This is a genomic window from Maribacter sp. Asnod2-G09, assembly GCF_045063795.1.
GTDB lineage: Bacteria > Bacteroidota > Bacteroidia > Flavobacteriales > Flavobacteriaceae > Maribacter.
In genome coordinates, this window is the sequence record NZ_JBEFOA010000003.1 from 539,107 (window position 1) to 555,935 (window position 16,829).

The window sequence follows — 16,829 nt, forward strand, 5'->3', positions numbered from 1 at the left end:
GTTTATGCTATCATATTTATAAAATCTTGCTCACTAATAATTGGTATTTCTAGCTTCTCTGCTTTGGTACGCTTACTTGGCCCCATTTTATCACCTGCAACCAAAAAACTAGTCTTTGATGATATAGAAGATCCTACTTTACCGCCATTATCTTCTATTTTCTTTTTAAGCTCATCTCTACTTAGAATCTCAAACACACCTGACACTACAAAGGTTTTTCCCGCCAACATATCGGTCTGGTTTTCTAACTTCTCTGCAGATATAGCTAATTGTACGCCGTAACTACGTAATCTTTCTATAGCATCGATATTCTTCTCGTTCGCAAAAAAGTCAATAACACTCTGCGCTATACGCTCACCTATTTCATCAACCGAAGTCAAATGCTCTAGGGTAGCTTCTCTCAAGGCATCTATATTTTTATAAGCCTTTGCCAATTTCTTTGCTACAGTCTCCCCAACAAAACGAATACCTAAAGCAAATAGTACACGCTCGAAAGGAACTTGTACGGATTCGGATACTCCTTTCACCAAATTCTCGGCGGACTTCTCTGCCATTCGCTCCAGCGGTAAAACATCTTCTTTTGTCAACTTATACAAATCGGCATAATCATCTATTAAACCTTCTTTAAATAGCAACTCTACAGTCTCACCACCTAAACCTTCAATATCCATTGCCTTTCTAGAAATGAAATGTTGAATACGACCTGTTATCTGTGGCGGACAACCATATTCGTTCGGACAGTAATGTTTGGCATCACCTTCTGAACGGGTAAGTTCTGTTCCACATTCGGGACATTCGTGAATATACTCCGTAGGCTTGGAATCTGCCGGTCTTTTGGTGAAGTCGACAGCTATAATCTTCGGAATGATTTCTCCTCCCTTTTCTACAAAAACGGTATCACCAACACGAATATCTAATTTTGCTATCTGGTCTGCATTATGCAACGATGCTCTTTTTACAGTTGTACCTGCCAATAACACCGGCTCTAAGTTCGCTACAGGAGTTATTGACCCTGTACGCCCTACTTGATACGTTATTTCATTAAGCGTAGTAGAAACTTGCTCCGCTTTGAATTTATATGCCATTGCCCACCTCGGCGCTTTGGAGGTAAAACCTAATTCTTCTTGATTCTGAAGACTATTTACTTTGATTACCACCCCGTCCGTCTCATAAGGCAATTCATGGCGTTTTACGTCCCATTCTTCTACAAATGCCATAACTTCATCTGTGGTCTGGCAAAGCTTTGCAACGGTTGGCACTTTAAAACCCCATTCACGAGCTTTCTCTAACATATGATACTGAGAGTCTATATTCAGGTTTCTACCTACAATGCTATATAACAGACACTCTAACGGTCTTTGCGCAACCGCACTGCTATCTTGAAGCTTTAAACTACCAGATGCTGTATTTCTAGGGTTCATGTACGGGTCTTCACCATTTGCTACTCGCTCTTCGTTCATTTTTAGGAACCCCTCAAAAGGCAAAACGATTTCTCCCCGAATATCAAATTTATCTGGGTAATCCCCCTTTAGTTGTAACGGTACCGATTTAATCGTTTTGATATTATTGGTAACATCATCTCCTTGAATTCCGTCGCCACGGGTAACTGCTTTTACCAGCTTACCTTTTTCATAGGTTATACTGATAGATGCTCCATCGTACTTTAACTCACAGGTAAAAGCAACAGGCACATCTCCTAGGTTACGCTGAATACGTTTCTCCCAATCTTCTAAATCTTCTTTGGAGTACGAATTATCTAAAGAATACATTCTGTGCTCATGAACTACGGTCGCAAAATTCTTAGTGATCATTCCACCAACCCGAAGTGAAGGGGAACTGGCATCATAGAATTCTGGATGTTTTGCCTCCAAATCCTGTAATTCTTTCAATTTCATATCAAAATCATAATCAGAAATGGTCGGACTATCCAACACATAGTAATTATGATTATGCTCTCGTAACGCTGTTCTTAGTGCTTCTATTTTTGCCTTCATAATCCTTAAAGCTGCTCTTTATTAATCCACTTTGGTGTTGGTAACGGAATGTAATTTTCCATTTTTTCTAGTAATGAATTTATATCATCGTCCACCAAAATAGTATTTATATGTTCTTGTTTTACAAAACCTTCTTTGACCATGTCATGCATCATCTTTAAAAGGGAATCATAAAATCCGTTTGTATTTAATATTCCTATCGGATATTGATGTAGCCCTAGCTGAGACCAGGTCAACATTTCAAAAAATTCCTCCAAGGTTCCAAATCCGCCAGGTAGCATTAATATTCCGTCAGATAGATCATGCATCTTCAATTTACGTTCATGCATGTTTTGGGTAACTATTAATTCTGTCAAGCCCTCATGAACCACTTCTTTCTTTTTTAGAAATACAGGAATTACTCCTATCACCTTTCCTCCATTGTTCAATACTCCTTCAGCTACTTTACCCATGATGCCTATTTTAGCACCACCATAAACTAATTGAATATTATTCTTCCCAAAAGTCTCTCCTAATTCTGATGCCTGTAAACCATATGCAGAATCAACACCTTCACTACTACCGCAAAAAACTACAATACTTTTCATTTTCTTATTCCTTTTATCATGCGGTCATTGCCAAACATATCTTTCCGTAACTCTATAGTCTTAAAATTAGATTCTTCTAATAAAATCATCGTTTCTTTACCTAAATACTGATTAATCTCCAAAAACAAACATCCGTCTTCATTTAGATGGTCAGCTGCAAAATTGACTACGGCGCTATAAAACTTTAACGGGTCTTCATCAGGAACAAAAAGTGCCAAACCAGGCTCATGGTCTATGACATTATTCTGCATTTCTTCTTTTTCTAATTCTCGCACATATGGCGGATTAGATATAATGATATCAAACTTCTGGTCTAATTCTTTTGTTGCCGTTTCTTTATCTAGAGAAAGTATATCTGCATTGAAAAACTTTACGTTAGCACCAATTAATCGGTTATTTTCATCTGCTACTTTTAAAGCATCCGAAGAAATATCCAACCCGAATACTTTTGCATTCGTCAAATTTTTATCCAAAGAAATTGGAATACAGCCACTACCTGTACCCATATCCAAAATAGTCAATGATTGTCTTACATCTTTTACATCATCCAATATCCAACGAACCAATTCTTCAGTTTCAGGTCTTGGTATTAATACATGTTCATTGACCTTAAAATCTAGGTCCATAAAATATGATGTTCCAATAATATGTTGAATAGGCTTTTCTAGTTTTAATTCAGATAAGGCTTGAAATATAACAGTCTCCTGTTCTTTATCTATAATCAACTCTGGCTGCATTGCTAATACAAAGCGTTCTAAATCAAAATAATGCTCAATAAGTAAATAGAAAAAGCTATCTACTTCCTCCTTACCATAAATAGCATCTAATTCTAAATGAAAAATGTTTTTAATTTCTTTAAGCAGCACCTTTAAAATGTTTTTAGCATGAACACCGGACAAGAGTAATGACCTGTATCGCCCATTCTAGCATCTATATATTCAAATCCCATTTTCTTATACAATTTTTGGGCAGCCTCCATATTTGGCATGGTCTCTAAATAACAAGTCGTGAAACCATATTCTTTGGCACGCTCTAAACAAACCGTAATCATTTTATGACCTACACCTTTACCCCTAGCTTCTTTTAAAAAGTACATTTTTTGAAGTTCACTTACATTGCCATCATAATTATCTAACTGAGCTACACCGGCACAACCTAAAATAGCCCCATTTTCTTCCACAACAAAATAAGTAGCCTTAGGCTTCTCATAATGCTCAAACATGCTATCTAAAGAAGGATCTTCATAAGCCGTACCTACTTTTGGCACACCTAAGTCTGCCAACACTTGCCGTATAACTTTGGCTACTTGCGGATTATCTTCTTTTCTAATTTCGCGGATTACGACATTTTCCATATCAATAAGGCAATAGGTTTTAAAGTACTATTTTTGAGGTGTGAAGATACGTGATATGCGTATAATGTTAAAGTTTGATGTCCATTAATAATCTAGATACCAACAATTCGATGCCGTTACATAGAGATGCGCTTTCTACCGATGAAACATTTATGCTTCGTTGTTTACAGATAGCAAAGAACGGATTAGGTACTACCGCGCCCAACCCAATGGTTGGTGCCGTAATTGTGCATAATGGTAAAATTATAGGCGAAGGATTTACTAGTACCTATGGTGGCTCTCACGCTGAGGTTAATGCTATTAACTCTGTTTCTGATGTTTCCCTTTTGAAATCATCTACCATTTATGTTACCCTAGAACCTTGTTCTCATTACGGTAAAACTCCGCCTTGTGCAGACTTGATCGTAAAAATGGGAATCCCTAGAGTAGTTATTGGTCTTAAAGACCCATATGAAAAAGTAGCTGGTAACGGAATCAAAAAATTAGAGGCTGCGGGATGCATTGTTCAAGTAGGTATTCTTCAAAAAGAATGTGAAGAACATCATAAACGCTTTCTCACCTTTTTCACTAAAAAAAGACCATATCTAATTTTAAAATGGGCAGAAACAGCTGACGGATTTATTGCACCTGAACCTTTGAAACGAGGAGAAGAAAAGAAACCTTATTGGATTACCAATACTAAATCGCGACAATTAGTGCATAAATGGCGCAGTGAAGAGGCTGGTATTTTAGTAGGTACGAATACTGTCTTTGCTGATAATCCGCAATTAAACCTAAGAGATTGGTCGGGCAAAGCACCTACACGAATTGTTTTAGATAGAAGCCTAAAGATCTCTAGAGACTATCACGTGCTTGACGGAAAACAAAAGACCATAATTTGCACCGAAATAACTGATCGCAAAGATGATATAGCTGGAATAACTTATAAAATCATCAATTTTAATGCTGATGTACCGCAACAGCTGTGTAATGTGATGTATGAAGAACAAATACAAAGCGTCATAATCGAAGGTGGCTCACATACACTGCAAAGTTTTATTAATGCTAACCTTTGGGATGAGGCTCGAATTTTTAAAGGAGCAACCAATTTTACAAAAGGTATCGCTGCACCAAAAATAGCAGGGCATACCCAACAACAAGTTCAAATTTTAACCGACCAACTAACCATAGTACGAAATGATTAAAAACATCATATTTGATTTTGGTGACATATTCATCAATCTAGATAAGCAAGCCCCTTTATTAGAAATGGCAAAATTCGGATTCACCGAATTGACTCCTGAATTAGATACCATTTTCAAAGCATATGAAATGGGTTTAATGGAGTCTGATGAATTCGTGAATCAATTACAAGCTATTTTCACCAATGCTACCAAAGATCAAATTAAAAACGCATGGAATTCTATTATTTTAGATTTCCCTGAAGAACGCTTAAAATTCATTGAAAAATTAAAGAGCGATAATAAATACCGATTGTTCTTATTAAGCAACACTAATGATTTACATATTGATAAGGTTAAAGAATCTATGGGATTAGAGCGTTTCAATAGATTCAAAAATTGCTTTGAGGTTTTCTACCTATCTCAAGAAATGAAAATGCGTAAACCTAATGCTGATATTTATGAGTTCGTCTTGAACGAAAATGAATTAAATTCAAATGAGACCTTCTTTTTAGATGACACTAAAGAAAATACAGATGCCGCGTCTAAACTAGGTATACATTGCTGGAATCTTCAAGTAGGCAAGGAAGATGTTCTTGAAACTTTAAGCCATCTCTAAATGATATATTTAGCGTTTAGCATTCTATTTTCAAGCTTAATTTTTGTCATTTTTAAGTTATATGCCAAATATCAGGTTCAAACCATATATGCGATAATTACCAATTATTTTGTTGCCTGCACTGTTGGACTTCTCTATTACAATGAACCTATAAACCTTGCCGCCATACCACAGAAAAGCTGGTTTTGGGGAAGTGTCGCCTTAGGTCTACTTTTCATACTAATATTTAATTTGATGGCAGCAACTTCACAAAAGCTGGGTGTATCGGTAGCTTCGGTTGCGACTAAGATGTCGTTAACCATTCCGGTTTTATTCGGAGTGTTCTATTATAAAGAATCTCTTGGAATATTAGAAATTATAGGAATTTTACTTGCCCTATTAGCTGTTTATTTTACATCGTTAAAGGAAAAGAAATTAAAAGCAGAAAAATGGGCTTTCGCATTACCTGTTTTAGTTTTTCTTGGGTCGGGAACCATAGATACCAGCATAAAATACTTTCAAGATGCACATATGCCCGAAGAGGAATATGCCCTATTCTCTGCTACGGTTTTTGCATCTGCAGGTATATTCGGTTTATTTTTCATCGCATTCAAATCTACTCAACAGCGATTAAAAGTAAATTTCAAAAATATACTTGGCGGTATCTGCTTGGGAATTCCTAATTATTTTTCCATCTACTTTTTATTAAAAGCACTACAACACCCTACTTGGAACAGTGCATCTGTTTTCACTATTAATAATGTGGCAATTGTAATGTTCTCTACGCTCTTGGGTATTATACTGTTTAGAGAGCGTTTAACGGTTAAAAACTGGTTCGGAATAGGATTGGCTATCTTTAGTATTATACTGGTAGCTTTCGGTCAGCAACTAATGACATACATTTAAAAAATACGATTACCTATATGGACGCTTATAAAACAATCTCTAAACCATCTGAACCCATTATGTTCAAAGAGCGAAAGAGCAAGTTTTATGGCTATTGCTTTCCGGTTTCTGATGAAGACACCATTAAAGAACATATAGAAGCGCTTAAGAAAGAATACCCCACAGCAAACCACGTATGCTATGCCTGGCAAATGGGTATTGAAACAAAATCGTACCGCGCTAATGATGATGGCGAACCAAACAACTCTGCTGGTATGCCCATTTATGGTCAGTTGCAGTCTTTTGATGTGACTAATACCTTAGTTGCTGTTGTTCGTATTTTCGGTGGAACCAAATTAGGTGTCGGCGGATTAATAAGTGCTTACAAAGAAGCCGCAAAGTTAGCTTTAGAAAACGCTAAAATAGTTACCAGAGTTTTACAACAACAACTATCGGTAACTTTTGAGTATTCAGAAATGGATATTGTAATGCGCTTGGTAAAAAAACACCAACTGAATATTGTATCTCAAGATTTACATCTAAAATGTAAAATGATATTGTCTATCAATAAAAGTGATTTTAAAGAGACAATGAAACTTTTAAAAGCTCATCACAAATTAGAAATTAAAGAAATCGAATAGTTTCTAATAGTCTAATTTATCTAAAAGTAATTGCGGACATCTAGTCGGTCTTTTGCGCTTCATATCCATAAAAACTAAAACTGTATTAGCCGTTGCTAATAATTCTGCTGCCTCATTCGTAATTTCATAGTCAAATTCTATTCGAACAGCAGGTTTTTTCTTCAAAATAACTTTAACAGTTATTAAATCATCATACAAAGCTGACTTTAAATATTTTATCGACAAACTTATCACCGGAAGCATAATACCGCCTTCCTCCATACTTTTGTAAGAAATACCTAACGACCTTAACCATTCAACTCTTGCCAATTCTAAGTATTGAGCATAGTTGCCATGATAGACAACACCCATCTGGTCGGTTTCACTATATCTAATTCGAAAAGAAATTTCGTTTGTACGCATTTATTTGAAGTAAAAAGTATATATTTAAAAGCTCCCCTATTGAGTAAGCGAACATGAGAAAAAAAAAGGTCAAATTCAATGACAATCGATTTTTTTTTTCAATAATTTGTTCACATATTTGCCCAAGTTGAAAGAGAACCTATACTGATTTTTTATAATCGCCTATAGCTCAACGCTAACCATTAAAAGTGTAAAATTTATTATGAGTGTTACTGCAAATTCCGTATGGAAAAACTGTTTGGCTTTTATTAAGGATAATATCCAACCGCAGGCATTCAAGACTTGGTTTGAACCTATTAAACCGGTCAAACTATCTGAGAACGCATTAAGTATTCAAGTACCTAGTAAATTTTTTTACGAGTGGCTAGAAGAGCATTACGTTAAACTTCTGAAAGTTGCCCTCACTAAAGAATTAGGAGAATCTGCAAAGTTGGTGTACATCATTAGAATGGAAAACACCTACGGTAACAAAGAACCTTTTACCGAAAAGATTCCGAGTTCAAACAGAGGTGCAATGGCAGCTCAAGAAATGGATGTTCCTATCAAATCTAAAAATCCTGAATTAAGAAATCCGTTTGTAATTCCAGGTATTAGAAATATCAAGATAGAATCTCAGTTAAATCCTAATTATAATTTTGACAACTTCTTAGAAGGTGATTCTAACCGTTTGGCAAGATCTGCTGGTATGGCAGTTGCTAACAAACCAGGTGGCACATCTTTTAATCCGTTATTGGTATTCGGTGGTGTTGGTCTTGGAAAAACACACTTAGCGCATGCAATTGGTGTTGAAATAAAAGACAAATATCCAGAACGTACCGTTTTATATATTTCTGCTGAGAAATTTACGCAACAGTATATAGAGTCTGTTAAGAAAAATACCAGGAATGATTTTATTCATTTCTACCAATTAATAGATGTATTGATTATCGACGATGTACAATTCTTATCAGGTAAATCTGGTACGCAAGATGTATTCTTCCATATTTTCAATCATTTGCATCAAAATGGAAAACAAGTAATACTGACTTCAGATAAAGCGCCTGTAGATATGCAGGATATCGAACAACGTTTACTTTCTCGTTTCAAATGGGGATTATCGGCAGAATTACAGAGTCCGGATTACGAAACAAGAATCTCTATCTTAAAGAACAAGTTATATAGAGATGGTGTTGAAATACCTGAAGATATTATAGAATATGTTGCTAAACATATTAAAACAAATATTAGAGAATTAGAAGGTGCCATTATTTCTTTAATCGCACAGTCTACTTTGAATAAAAGAGAAGTTACTATTGAACTTGCACAACAGGTCGTAGAAAAGTTCGTAAAGAATACCAAACGCGAAGTTTCTATTGACTACATACAAAAAGTAGTTTCTGATTACTTTGAAATGGATGTGGCTACTTTACAGTCGAAAACTAGAAAGAGACACATTGTACAAGCGAGACAATTAGCTATGTTCTTTGCGAAGAAGTTCACTAAAGCTTCATTAGCTAGTATTGGTTCACAAATTGGCAAAAGAGATCATGCTACTGTTTTACATGCATGTAAAACAGTTGATAATCTTGCCGAAACCGATAAGCAGTTTCGCAAATACATAGATGACTTAACTAAGAAATTTTCTTAAAACTTACGTTGCATGAAGGTGTTGATGGTTTGCCTAGGTAATATATGCAGGTCTCCATTAGCAGAAGGCATTCTAAAAAGTAAAGTTGACGCTACCAAAATTTTTGTTGATTCGGCAGGTACCGGTGGTTATCATATAGGTAATGCTCCAGACCCACGATCAATCAAAGTAGCACATGAGCATGGCTTAGACATAAGCGCTCAAGTCTGTAGAAAATTTACCGTTTCTGATTTTGATTCTTTTGACCTCATTTATGCAATGGACAAAAGCAACTACACCAATATCATAAGTCTAGCAAGAAATAATGATGATGTAGAAAAAGTGAAGCTTATTTTAAATGAAATAAGCCCTTCAGATAAAGAAGTTCCAGATCCGTATTATGATGCTGAAGACGGATTTGAACATGTTTTTCAAATGATTGACCAAGCTTGTGATAGCATAGCCACAAGATTACAAAGCAAATAGATGAGCGTACAAAACGGAAAAATAGGAAAAGTATATTTAATACCTACAACATTAGGTGATATGCCACCTTTAGAGGTTTTACCAATTTCAATTAAGCAAACAATTGAGAAATTAGACCACTACATCGTTGAAAATGAAAAAACCGCTCGACATTTCATAAAAAAAATTAGTCCTAGAAAATCTCAACCTAGCTTAAAGCTTTTTGCATTAAACAAGTTTACCGAAGCAGCAGAGATTCCCAGCTTTCTAAACCCTTGTTTAGAAGGTTTTGATGTCGGTATACTTTCTGAAGCCGGTTGCCCAGGCATTGCAGATCCTGGTGCCGCTGTAGTTAAAATAGCCCATGACAAGAATATTCAAGTTGTACCGTTAGTTGGCCCATCTTCTATTCTTTTGGCATTAATGGCAAGTGGCATGAATGGTCAAAACTTCGCTTTTAATGGCTATCTACCTATAGATGGTGCTGAGCGAAAAAAATATATCAAAAGCTTAGAACGTAAGTCGAAAGAAGACAACCAGTCGCAGGTTTTTATTGAAACTCCGTACCGTAACAACAAAATGCTAGAAGAGCTTATTAAAACTTTAGCCCCTAGTACCAGAATTTGCGTGGCAGCAGATATTACATTACCCACAGAATATATTAAAACAAAAACTGCCATAAACTGGAAAAAAGAGAATGTAGACCTACATAAAAGACCTGCCATTTTTATCATACAGGCATAAAAAAACCTTGACAAACAAATGCCAAGGTTTCCCATTTTCATATCTACGTAAATTCTTATATTCTCGGATTTCTTTTAGCCTCTACCATAGAGACATCATAACCCGCAAACTTTTTCATATAGTTTGAAATACTAGTTCCGTAACCATCTGAAATCTCCATTCGACCGTGAGACCTTAGATATAGCTTTACATTGCCAGGTCCGGCTAAATGTGCTGCAGCTAGAATACCAGATTCCGTTACCTGAATACCATTCATTCTAATACCTACATAACGTTTAATATCTCTTCTTAAGATCCACTTATTTCGAGATGTGTTAACTTGAAATACTTTTTCTTGTAACACAGGGTTTCTTAAAAAACGATTACCGTCATAAACACCAACCAACTCTAGCGTACCTAGACCAAATTGATATTTTCCTAAATACCCGTAAGTATTAGTGACAAAATAATTGCCTTGAGATTCTTTAAAAGCTAACGCTTCTTTAAAACCTATAAATTGACTACCAAGAAAGGGGGGAGCGATTTGATAATTTGCCAATATAGCCTCTTCTTGAGGATAAGAAACCAAAAAAGATTCCTTCACTTTTAACTGCTTGGGCACTTCTACCGTAAAAGGCTTAAACCCATAACCAGATAAAATAAACATCGCAACAAGAGGACAACTTGCTAATATCCATCTTCTCATATCATATATTTCTTAAGACTTATAGCGATTACTATTTGCTTGCTTAAATTTCTGCGGCAAAGGTAGACCTGAAATTATAAGAGTTTAAGAAGGTTCTGTTAAAAGAATACAGATTTAGTTAAGAAGTTCTAAAATTCGGATGAAAGCTTACCTATTGATTTTCTGAGCGTTAATCCATCGGATGTACTGTGCTTTATTTCGGTTGTGCTGCGTTAAATTCTCTGCAAACATATGATAACCGAACTTTTCAACATTTGCTACAAAGTAGTAGTAATTATGCTTTTTCGGATTCAAAACAGCATCTATAGCCGTAATGTCGGGCATTGCAATTGGTCCTGGTGGTAGACCTGCATATTTATAAGTATTGTAAGGAGAATCCAACTCTAAATCTTTATACAACACTCTTTTAATAACGGTATCAAAATTGCCGGTTTCTTTTTTTATAGCATAAATAACAGTAGGATCTGCCTGTAACAGCATTCTCTTTCTTAATCTATTCAAATACACCCCAGCAACAGTAGGTCTTTCATCTACCTTTGCCGTTTCTTTATGTACGATTGATGCTAAAGCAATTACTTCATTCGGCTCTAAACCAAGTGCACTTGCTTTCTCTTTACGAGTATCTGTCCAAAAACGATTGTATTCTTTCAACATTTTACCCCTAAAAGATTCTGCAGATGTGTTCCAAAAGAATTCATAACTATTAGGTATATAAAGTGATATCTTATTTGCATCATCAAATCCGTTAGCCTTCAAGAACTCTTGATCATCGAACGCAGCAACGAGCGATACGCTATCAGCCTCGATCTGACTTGCAATTCTACCTGCCAGATCATTAATATTTTCTTGATTATTGAAAGATACTTTTACCGGTATATTCCCGCTTCGCAATGAGTTTACAATCTCATTGTTATTCATTCCTTTACCTAACTTATATTTACCTGCTTTTATATTAGATAAATATCCTTTTCTATCTGCAGCAGCCTTAAATGAATCAAAATCTTCTAACACAGTGGATAGTCGTTCTTTTAAATCATCTATTGTTGCATCGGTAGGAATATATACAACTGCCTCTTCATTATCAAAACTAGTATTCGGAGTAAAAAAAGTACCATAAAACGTGTACCCAAAAATTCCTCCTCCAATTAAACCTAAAAGTACTACACCTAATAAAATACGCTTGATATTCATTAACTATTTATTTTTTGCAATAATATTTCATTCTTATAGGTATCCTTAAAACGTACCCAATCTTTCTTCATTCCAATTTCTTGAAAACCTAACTTTTTAAACAAATGCAAGCTTGGCGCGTTTTCCTCTAAAATATTGGCATAAACCTGCCTTAGACCTAAAACTTCAAATAAGTAATTACACAGCAATGTTATTGCTTCTGCCCCTACCCCTTTATTTCTTAGATTTTTATCGAGTATAATAATACCAATACCCGCACGCTTATGATTAGGTTCAAAATCAAAAACATCAATTAAACCTATAGCTTGGTGTTCTTGCGAACAGATAACTAAACGTAATTGCCTGACATCGTAAATATCTCGATGAGCACTATCTAGATAAAGCTGCAATACATCTTTAGAATACGGCGTTACGGTACCGCTTACTTCCCATACATCGGTATCATTCTCAAGTGCATACAGAAAATCGAGGTCTTTTTGTTCTAAAGCCCTTAGATAAATCTGCTCTCCTTTTAATGTTACCACGTTAGTTCTCCTTTAAATACCTGTTTTGCTTCACCTTTTAAATAGATATTACTATAAACCCCTTGATCTTCTTCAAAAGTTACTTCAAGATTACCCCCAAGTGCATTTACTGCAATAGTTTTATTTTTAGTATTGCCTAAATGATACATACTCAATGCAACTGCCGTTACCCCTGTACCACATGATAAAGTTTCATCTTCAACACCACGTTCGTAAGTTCTAATATCGAATCCGCCTTCAGCATTTGCTTCCACAAAATTAATATTACTCCCTTTTTCTCCGTAGATACCATAACGCATACGCGCTCCTTCTTTAGTAACATCAAAAGACTTTAATTCCTTCACCATTTGAACATGGTGTGGCGAACCCGTATTCATAAAAAGTGCACTAGATTTCTCTTTTATCTCACTAACGTCTGTCATTTTAAGACTTACAACGTCACCAACAATCGTTGCTTCGTGCAAACCATCTACAGCTATAAATGTAGTATCCTTATTAATTATGTTAAGAAAATGAGCAAAAGCAACGATACATCTACCGCCGTTTCCACACATACTCCCTTCATTTCCATCTGCATTAAAATAGACCATTCTAAAGTCGGTAGCTTCGTCGTTCTCTAGCAAAATAAGTCCGTCAGAACCTACTCCAAACCTCCTATTACAGATTTTTGCGATTAATTCGGTATCGCCTTTAGAGAATTGCCCTTTGCGATTGTCGATCATCACAAAATCATTGCCTGTTCCTTGATATTTATAAAATGTGTTTTCCATGAGATAATAAAGACTCAAAGATAGCACATAATTAGGTTTTGTTTGGTAGTTAAAAAGTAGTTAAACGCTTATGAAATAGCATAAAAACAAGTAATTTTGTGCAGAATACGTTAAAACTTTAATGAATATGAAAAGATTAGCAAGTCTCTTGTTCGTATCTGTTTTTGCCGGTGCAATTACATTGGGTGCTTACAAACTGTTTTTCGAGAAAGAAAATTTCACCATTATTAGTCAAGAAAATAATGGTGGTGTTATAAATGCGAGCTACACCCCAACGTCTGCAAGAGGTGCAGGCATCAATGAAGTTGATTTCACAACTGCTGCAGAAAATACAGTTAATGCCGTAGTACACGTTAAAAATATCACCCTAAGCAAAGGGCCTACAACTATATTTGACGTTTTTTATGGTACCGGTAGAACTGCCGCACCACAAGTTGGTACGGGATCGGGAGTCATCATTTCTTCAGATGGATATATCGTAACCAACAACCATGTAATTAATAAAGCAACTCAATTACAGGTTACCTTAAACAATAATAGAACGTATAATGCAGAGCTTATTGGTACCGACCCAAATTCTGACATTGCGCTTATAAAGATTGATCCAAATGAAAAACTGCCTTATTTAGCCTTTGGCGATTCTGACCATACTAAAATTGGCGAGTGGGTGTTAGCCGTAGGCAATCCTTTCAACTTAACTTCCACAGTTACTGCAGGTATAGTTAGTGCTAAAGCTCGTAATCTTGGAAAAAATCAATCTTTCATACAGACCGATGCCGCTGTAAACCCTGGTAATTCAGGTGGTGCTTTAGTAAATACCAATGGAGATTTAGTGGGCATTAATACCGCGATTACATCACAGACCGGATCTTATGTTGGTTACTCTTTTGCCGTACCTAGCAATATTGCAAAAAAAGTAGTTCAAGACATTTTGGAATACGGTAATGTTCAGAAAGGATTTATGGGAATAAGTCCTGCGCCAGTAAACACTAGAGATGCTATTGAAAAAGGTATTAATAATATTGACGGTGTCTTTATTGAATTGGTAGAAGAAGAGTCTGCGGCACAGGAAGCTGGAATAGTTGTCGGTGATATTATTAAAAAAGTCGATGAAATAGATGTGCATAAATACCCTGATTTAACCGGATACCTTTCAACAAAAAGACCTGGAGATACTTTAGCCTTTGTTATTGACAGAAACAAAGAGCTATTAACGCTACCGTTAGTTTTAAAAGAAAGACAAGCCTTAGTTGTACCTGAAATGGGCTTAGAAGTAAGAAACCTAACCGAACATGACAAGAAGGTGTACAAAACAACATCGGGAGTAAAAATCACCGGTGTGCCTGAAAGATACAGAGGTTATGGTTTATCTGAAAAAGTAATTATTAAGGTAGACGATCATGAGATAGGAAATATTGACGACGCCTACACTGCCTTTGGTAGTATTTCTAAATACGGAAAAACAGTTATCGTTATGGTAGGCTCAAACGGAGAGCGAGATCGATTAATCTTTCAATAAAATAGAGTGTAAAAAATACAGCCTTCGCAAAAACGAAGGCTTTTTTTTGAAAAATATTTATTTTAAGTGGTTAATTTTTCTAGTTTTGTGCGAATTATAAAAATAATCAACTAATTATGGCTCCACAGACCACATTTGAAAAAGAGCTGGCATTTCAAGCAGACCGTAGAAAAGCTACGACTGAATTTATCAAAATCGTAAGCGATTTATGGTATGATAAATCTATTGAAATTGTCCTTTTTAAAAATCAGGTTATCGACAAAAATGTAAGTGACATTATTCATTTACACGAGTATGCTGGTGAATTTGTACAAAAACCAATATCAATTTTTGATTCGGTTGAAATTTTACGCGCTATCTCAGACATGCTTTTACCACCTTCTAAGCTAGATATCGGTAAATTAACGTATGAATATCATTCTGACACAAACATCTTAAACAATGTAAAATCTTTTGTAATTGATAAATTACAATCTGCACAAGATTTCAAAAGCATTGAACCGAAAGATGTTGTGTTGTACGGATTTGGACGTATTGGAAGATTAGTTGCCAGAGAATTAATGTCTAAAACCGGCAAAGGAAATCAATTACGATTAAGAGCAATCGTAGTAAGAGGTAAGCCAAGCATAGAAAATCTTGAAAAAAGAGCCAGTTTATTGAGAACAGATTCTGTTCATGGTATTTTTAACGGTACAGTAAAAGTAGATTACGCTAACCTTAAACTTATTATAAACGGCACTACAGTACATGTTATTTACGCGAACATGCCAGAAGAGATCAACTATACTGAATATGGCATTAATGACGCTTTGGTTATTGATAATACTGGTGCATTCAGAACCAAAGAACAATTAGAAAGACACTTACAAGCTAAAGGAGCATCAAAAGTGCTATTAACGGCACCAGGTAAAGAAGTTGCAAACATTGTACACGGCGTAAATCATTTAGAATACAGTCCTGATGAAACTGAAATATTTTCAGCTGCCTCATGCACCACAAATGCCATCACTCCTATTCTTAAAGCCATTGAAGAAACTTTAGGAATCGAAAAAGGTCACTTAGAAACTATACACGCATATACTAACGACCAAAATTTAGTCGATAACATGCATGGTAAATACCGAAGAGGTCGCGCAGCTGCTTTAAACATGGTTATTACTGAGACAGGAGCAGGAAAAGCTGTAACTAAAGCATTACCATCTTTAAAAGGTAAATTGACATCTAACGCTATTCGAGTTCCTGTACCTAATGGTTCTTTGGCTATTTTAAATCTTGATGTAAACCAAAAAACCTCTCTTGAAGGTGTTAACAGCATGATTAAAAAATATGCCCTTGAAGGTGATTTGGTAGAACAAATAAAATATTCGTTAGATAAAGAGTTGGTATCCTCTGATATCGTCGGTACCTCTGCCCCATCTATTTATGATAGCATGGCGACAATTGTATCAGAAAGCGGGAAAAATATTGTTCTTTACATCTGGTATGACAATGAATATGGTTATTCGCATCAGGTAATTCGATTGGCAAAGTATATCGCCAAAGTTCGTCGTTTCACTTATTATTAATTTATTTAAATTATAACATCTATTTATTAATATGCTACGTAGATAAATAAAGGTTTTTTAGCTTTGTGCTTTATTTTATAATTCGACAATTATAAAGTACTTTAGTCAACTCTAAATTATTCAAATTAACCTAAGAATC

18 protein-coding genes are annotated in these 16,829 nt (G+C 35.5%); 9 read left to right on the forward strand and 9 right to left on the reverse strand.

Annotated features, from left to right (window positions below; all coding sequences use genetic code 11):
• Window positions 1-2: 2 nt before the first annotated feature.
• The 4 genes from ligA to ACJJVT_RS06410 are packed head-to-tail and all read right to left on the reverse strand — an operon-like array spanning window position 3 to window position 3,935.
• Complete coding sequence (ligA, locus tag ACJJVT_RS06395; RefSeq protein WP_405397330.1) at window positions 3-1,994, reverse strand: NAD-dependent DNA ligase LigA; 1,992 nt, start codon at window positions 1,992-1,994, stop codon at window positions 3-5.
• Window positions 1,995-1,999: 5 nt separating this feature from the next.
• On the reverse strand, window positions 2,000-2,581 hold the full coding sequence (locus ACJJVT_RS06400) for a TIGR00730 family Rossman fold protein (RefSeq protein ID WP_396634262.1): 582 nt from the start codon (window positions 2,579-2,581) through the stop codon (window positions 2,000-2,002).
• Window positions 2,578-3,447 (reverse strand): peptide chain release factor N(5)-glutamine methyltransferase, encoded by an 870-nt coding sequence (prmC, locus tag ACJJVT_RS06405; RefSeq protein WP_405397331.1) that lies wholly within the window; start codon window positions 3,445-3,447, stop codon window positions 2,578-2,580. Before prmC ends, ACJJVT_RS06400 begins: the two co-directional genes overlap by 4 nt.
• Window positions 3,448-3,449: 2 nt before the next feature.
• Complete coding sequence (locus ACJJVT_RS06410; RefSeq protein WP_405397333.1) at window positions 3,450-3,935, reverse strand: GNAT family N-acetyltransferase; 486 nt, start codon at window positions 3,933-3,935, stop codon at window positions 3,450-3,452.
• A gap of 77 nt (window positions 3,936-4,012) precedes the next feature.
• Here ACJJVT_RS06410 and ribD point away from each other — a divergent pair, with 77 nt between their 5' ends.
• Genes ribD through ACJJVT_RS06430 form a run of 4 tightly spaced genes read left to right on the forward strand, consistent with a single transcriptional unit; the run spans window position 4,013 to window position 7,219 of the window.
• Window positions 4,013-5,119 carry a bifunctional diaminohydroxyphosphoribosylaminopyrimidine deaminase/5-amino-6-(5-phosphoribosylamino)uracil reductase RibD gene (ribD, locus tag ACJJVT_RS06415; protein ID WP_405397334.1) on the forward strand — a complete coding sequence of 369 codons (1,107 nt, stop codon included), beginning with the start codon at window positions 4,013-4,015 and terminating at the stop codon, window positions 5,117-5,119.
• Entirely contained in the window at window positions 5,112-5,714 is a 603-nt protein-coding gene (locus ACJJVT_RS06420; RefSeq protein WP_405397335.1) for an HAD family hydrolase, read from the forward strand. The genes ribD and ACJJVT_RS06420 overlap by 8 nt, the downstream gene beginning before the upstream one ends.
• Window positions 5,715-6,599, forward strand: coding sequence for an EamA family transporter (locus tag ACJJVT_RS06425; protein ID WP_405397337.1), 885 nt, complete (start codon window positions 5,715-5,717; stop codon window positions 6,597-6,599).
• Window positions 6,600-6,616: 17 nt separating this feature from the next.
• Window positions 6,617-7,219, forward strand: a complete 603-nt coding sequence (locus ACJJVT_RS06430; RefSeq protein WP_405397338.1) for an IMPACT family protein — start codon at window positions 6,617-6,619, stop codon at window positions 7,217-7,219.
• 3 nt (window positions 7,220-7,222) lie between these two features.
• Here the strand turns inward: ACJJVT_RS06430 and ACJJVT_RS06435 are convergent, their stop codons facing one another.
• Window positions 7,223-7,621 carry an acyl-CoA thioesterase gene (locus ACJJVT_RS06435; protein ID WP_405397339.1) on the reverse strand — a complete coding sequence of 133 codons (399 nt, stop codon included), beginning with the start codon at window positions 7,619-7,621 and terminating at the stop codon, window positions 7,223-7,225.
• Between the two features lie 202 nt (window positions 7,622-7,823).
• Between ACJJVT_RS06435 and dnaA the strand changes: the two genes are divergently transcribed.
• The 3 genes from dnaA to ACJJVT_RS06450 are packed head-to-tail and all read left to right on the forward strand — an operon-like array spanning window position 7,824 to window position 10,436.
• Window positions 7,824-9,248, forward strand: coding sequence for a chromosomal replication initiator protein DnaA (gene dnaA, locus ACJJVT_RS06440; protein WP_073244787.1), 1,425 nt, complete (start codon window positions 7,824-7,826; stop codon window positions 9,246-9,248).
• 12 nt (window positions 9,249-9,260) lie between these two features.
• Window positions 9,261-9,713: a low molecular weight protein-tyrosine-phosphatase gene (locus tag ACJJVT_RS06445; protein WP_405397342.1), complete on the forward strand. Its 453-nt coding sequence runs from the start codon at window positions 9,261-9,263 to the stop codon at window positions 9,711-9,713.
• Window positions 9,714-10,436 carry an SAM-dependent methyltransferase gene (locus tag ACJJVT_RS06450; RefSeq protein WP_405397344.1) on the forward strand — a complete coding sequence of 241 codons (723 nt, stop codon included), beginning with the start codon at window positions 9,714-9,716 and terminating at the stop codon, window positions 10,434-10,436. It begins immediately after the preceding gene.
• Window positions 10,437-10,491: 55 nt separating this feature from the next.
• On the opposite strand, the gene ACJJVT_RS06455 is transcribed toward ACJJVT_RS06450, so the two are convergent.
• From ACJJVT_RS06455 to dapF, 4 genes are all read right to left on the reverse strand, one after another.
• Window positions 10,492-11,121, reverse strand: coding sequence for a hypothetical protein (locus ACJJVT_RS06455; RefSeq protein ID WP_405397345.1), 630 nt, complete (start codon window positions 11,119-11,121; stop codon window positions 10,492-10,494).
• A 147-nt stretch (window positions 11,122-11,268) separates the two neighbouring features.
• Entirely contained in the window at window positions 11,269-12,312 is a 1,044-nt protein-coding gene (gene mltG, locus ACJJVT_RS06460; protein ID WP_405397346.1) for an endolytic transglycosylase MltG, read from the reverse strand.
• A complete protein-coding gene (locus ACJJVT_RS06465; RefSeq protein WP_405397348.1) occupies window positions 12,312-12,836 on the reverse strand; it encodes a GNAT family N-acetyltransferase in 525 nt (174 codons plus the stop codon). Before ACJJVT_RS06465 ends, mltG begins: the two co-directional genes overlap by 1 nt.
• Window positions 12,830-13,606, reverse strand: a complete 777-nt coding sequence (gene dapF, locus ACJJVT_RS06470) for a diaminopimelate epimerase (protein WP_405397350.1) — start codon at window positions 13,604-13,606, stop codon at window positions 12,830-12,832. Before dapF ends, ACJJVT_RS06465 begins: the two co-directional genes overlap by 7 nt.
• 127 nt (window positions 13,607-13,733) lie before the next feature.
• On the opposite strand from dapF, the gene ACJJVT_RS06475 reads away from it, so the two are divergent.
• Together ACJJVT_RS06475 and ACJJVT_RS06480 are read left to right on the forward strand one after the other, a co-directional pair.
• Window positions 13,734-15,125, forward strand: coding sequence for a S1C family serine protease (locus tag ACJJVT_RS06475; protein WP_405397352.1), 1,392 nt, complete (start codon window positions 13,734-13,736; stop codon window positions 15,123-15,125).
• 116 nt (window positions 15,126-15,241) lie between these two features.
• Window positions 15,242-16,690, forward strand: a complete 1,449-nt coding sequence (locus tag ACJJVT_RS06480) for a glyceraldehyde-3-phosphate dehydrogenase (protein ID WP_405397354.1) — start codon at window positions 15,242-15,244, stop codon at window positions 16,688-16,690.
• Window positions 16,691-16,829: the final 139 nt, after the last annotated feature.

What these genes read in the sequence shown, in the direction of transcription:
- mltG (WP_405397346.1), bottom strand. Translation starts at nt 12,312, where the DNA reads ATGAATATCAAGCGTATTTTATTAGGTGTAGTACTTTTAGGTTTAATT.
- ACJJVT_RS06425 (WP_405397337.1), top strand. Translation starts at nt 5,715, where the DNA reads ATGATATATTTAGCGTTTAGCATTCTATTTTCAAGCTTAATTTTTGTC.
- ACJJVT_RS06400 (WP_396634262.1), bottom strand. Translation starts at nt 2,581, where the DNA reads ATGAAAAGTATTGTAGTTTTTTGCGGTAGTAGTGAAGGTGTTGATTCT.
- ACJJVT_RS06445 (WP_405397342.1), top strand. Translation starts at nt 9,261, where the DNA reads ATGAAGGTGTTGATGGTTTGCCTAGGTAATATATGCAGGTCTCCATTA.
- ligA (WP_405397330.1), bottom strand. Translation starts at nt 1,994, where the DNA reads ATGAAGGCAAAAATAGAAGCACTAAGAACAGCGTTACGAGAGCATAAT.
- ribD (WP_405397334.1), top strand. Translation starts at nt 4,013, where the DNA reads ATGTCCATTAATAATCTAGATACCAACAATTCGATGCCGTTACATAGA.
- ACJJVT_RS06435 (WP_405397339.1), bottom strand. Translation starts at nt 7,621, where the DNA reads ATGCGTACAAACGAAATTTCTTTTCGAATTAGATATAGTGAAACCGAC.
- ACJJVT_RS06420 (WP_405397335.1), top strand. Translation starts at nt 5,112, where the DNA reads ATGATTAAAAACATCATATTTGATTTTGGTGACATATTCATCAATCTA.
- ACJJVT_RS06410 (WP_405397333.1), bottom strand. Translation starts at nt 3,935, where the DNA reads ATGGAAAATGTCGTAATCCGCGAAATTAGAAAAGAAGATAATCCGCAA.
- ACJJVT_RS06430 (WP_405397338.1), top strand. Translation starts at nt 6,617, where the DNA reads ATGGACGCTTATAAAACAATCTCTAAACCATCTGAACCCATTATGTTC.
- dapF (WP_405397350.1), bottom strand. Translation starts at nt 13,606, where the DNA reads ATGGAAAACACATTTTATAAATATCAAGGAACAGGCAATGATTTTGTG.
- ACJJVT_RS06450 (WP_405397344.1), top strand. Translation starts at nt 9,714, where the DNA reads ATGAGCGTACAAAACGGAAAAATAGGAAAAGTATATTTAATACCTACA.
- ACJJVT_RS06480 (WP_405397354.1), top strand. Translation starts at nt 15,242, where the DNA reads ATGGCTCCACAGACCACATTTGAAAAAGAGCTGGCATTTCAAGCAGAC.
- dnaA (WP_073244787.1), top strand. Translation starts at nt 7,824, where the DNA reads ATGAGTGTTACTGCAAATTCCGTATGGAAAAACTGTTTGGCTTTTATT.
- ACJJVT_RS06475 (WP_405397352.1), top strand. Translation starts at nt 13,734, where the DNA reads ATGAAAAGATTAGCAAGTCTCTTGTTCGTATCTGTTTTTGCCGGTGCA.
- ACJJVT_RS06455 (WP_405397345.1), bottom strand. Translation starts at nt 11,121, where the DNA reads ATGAGAAGATGGATATTAGCAAGTTGTCCTCTTGTTGCGATGTTTATT.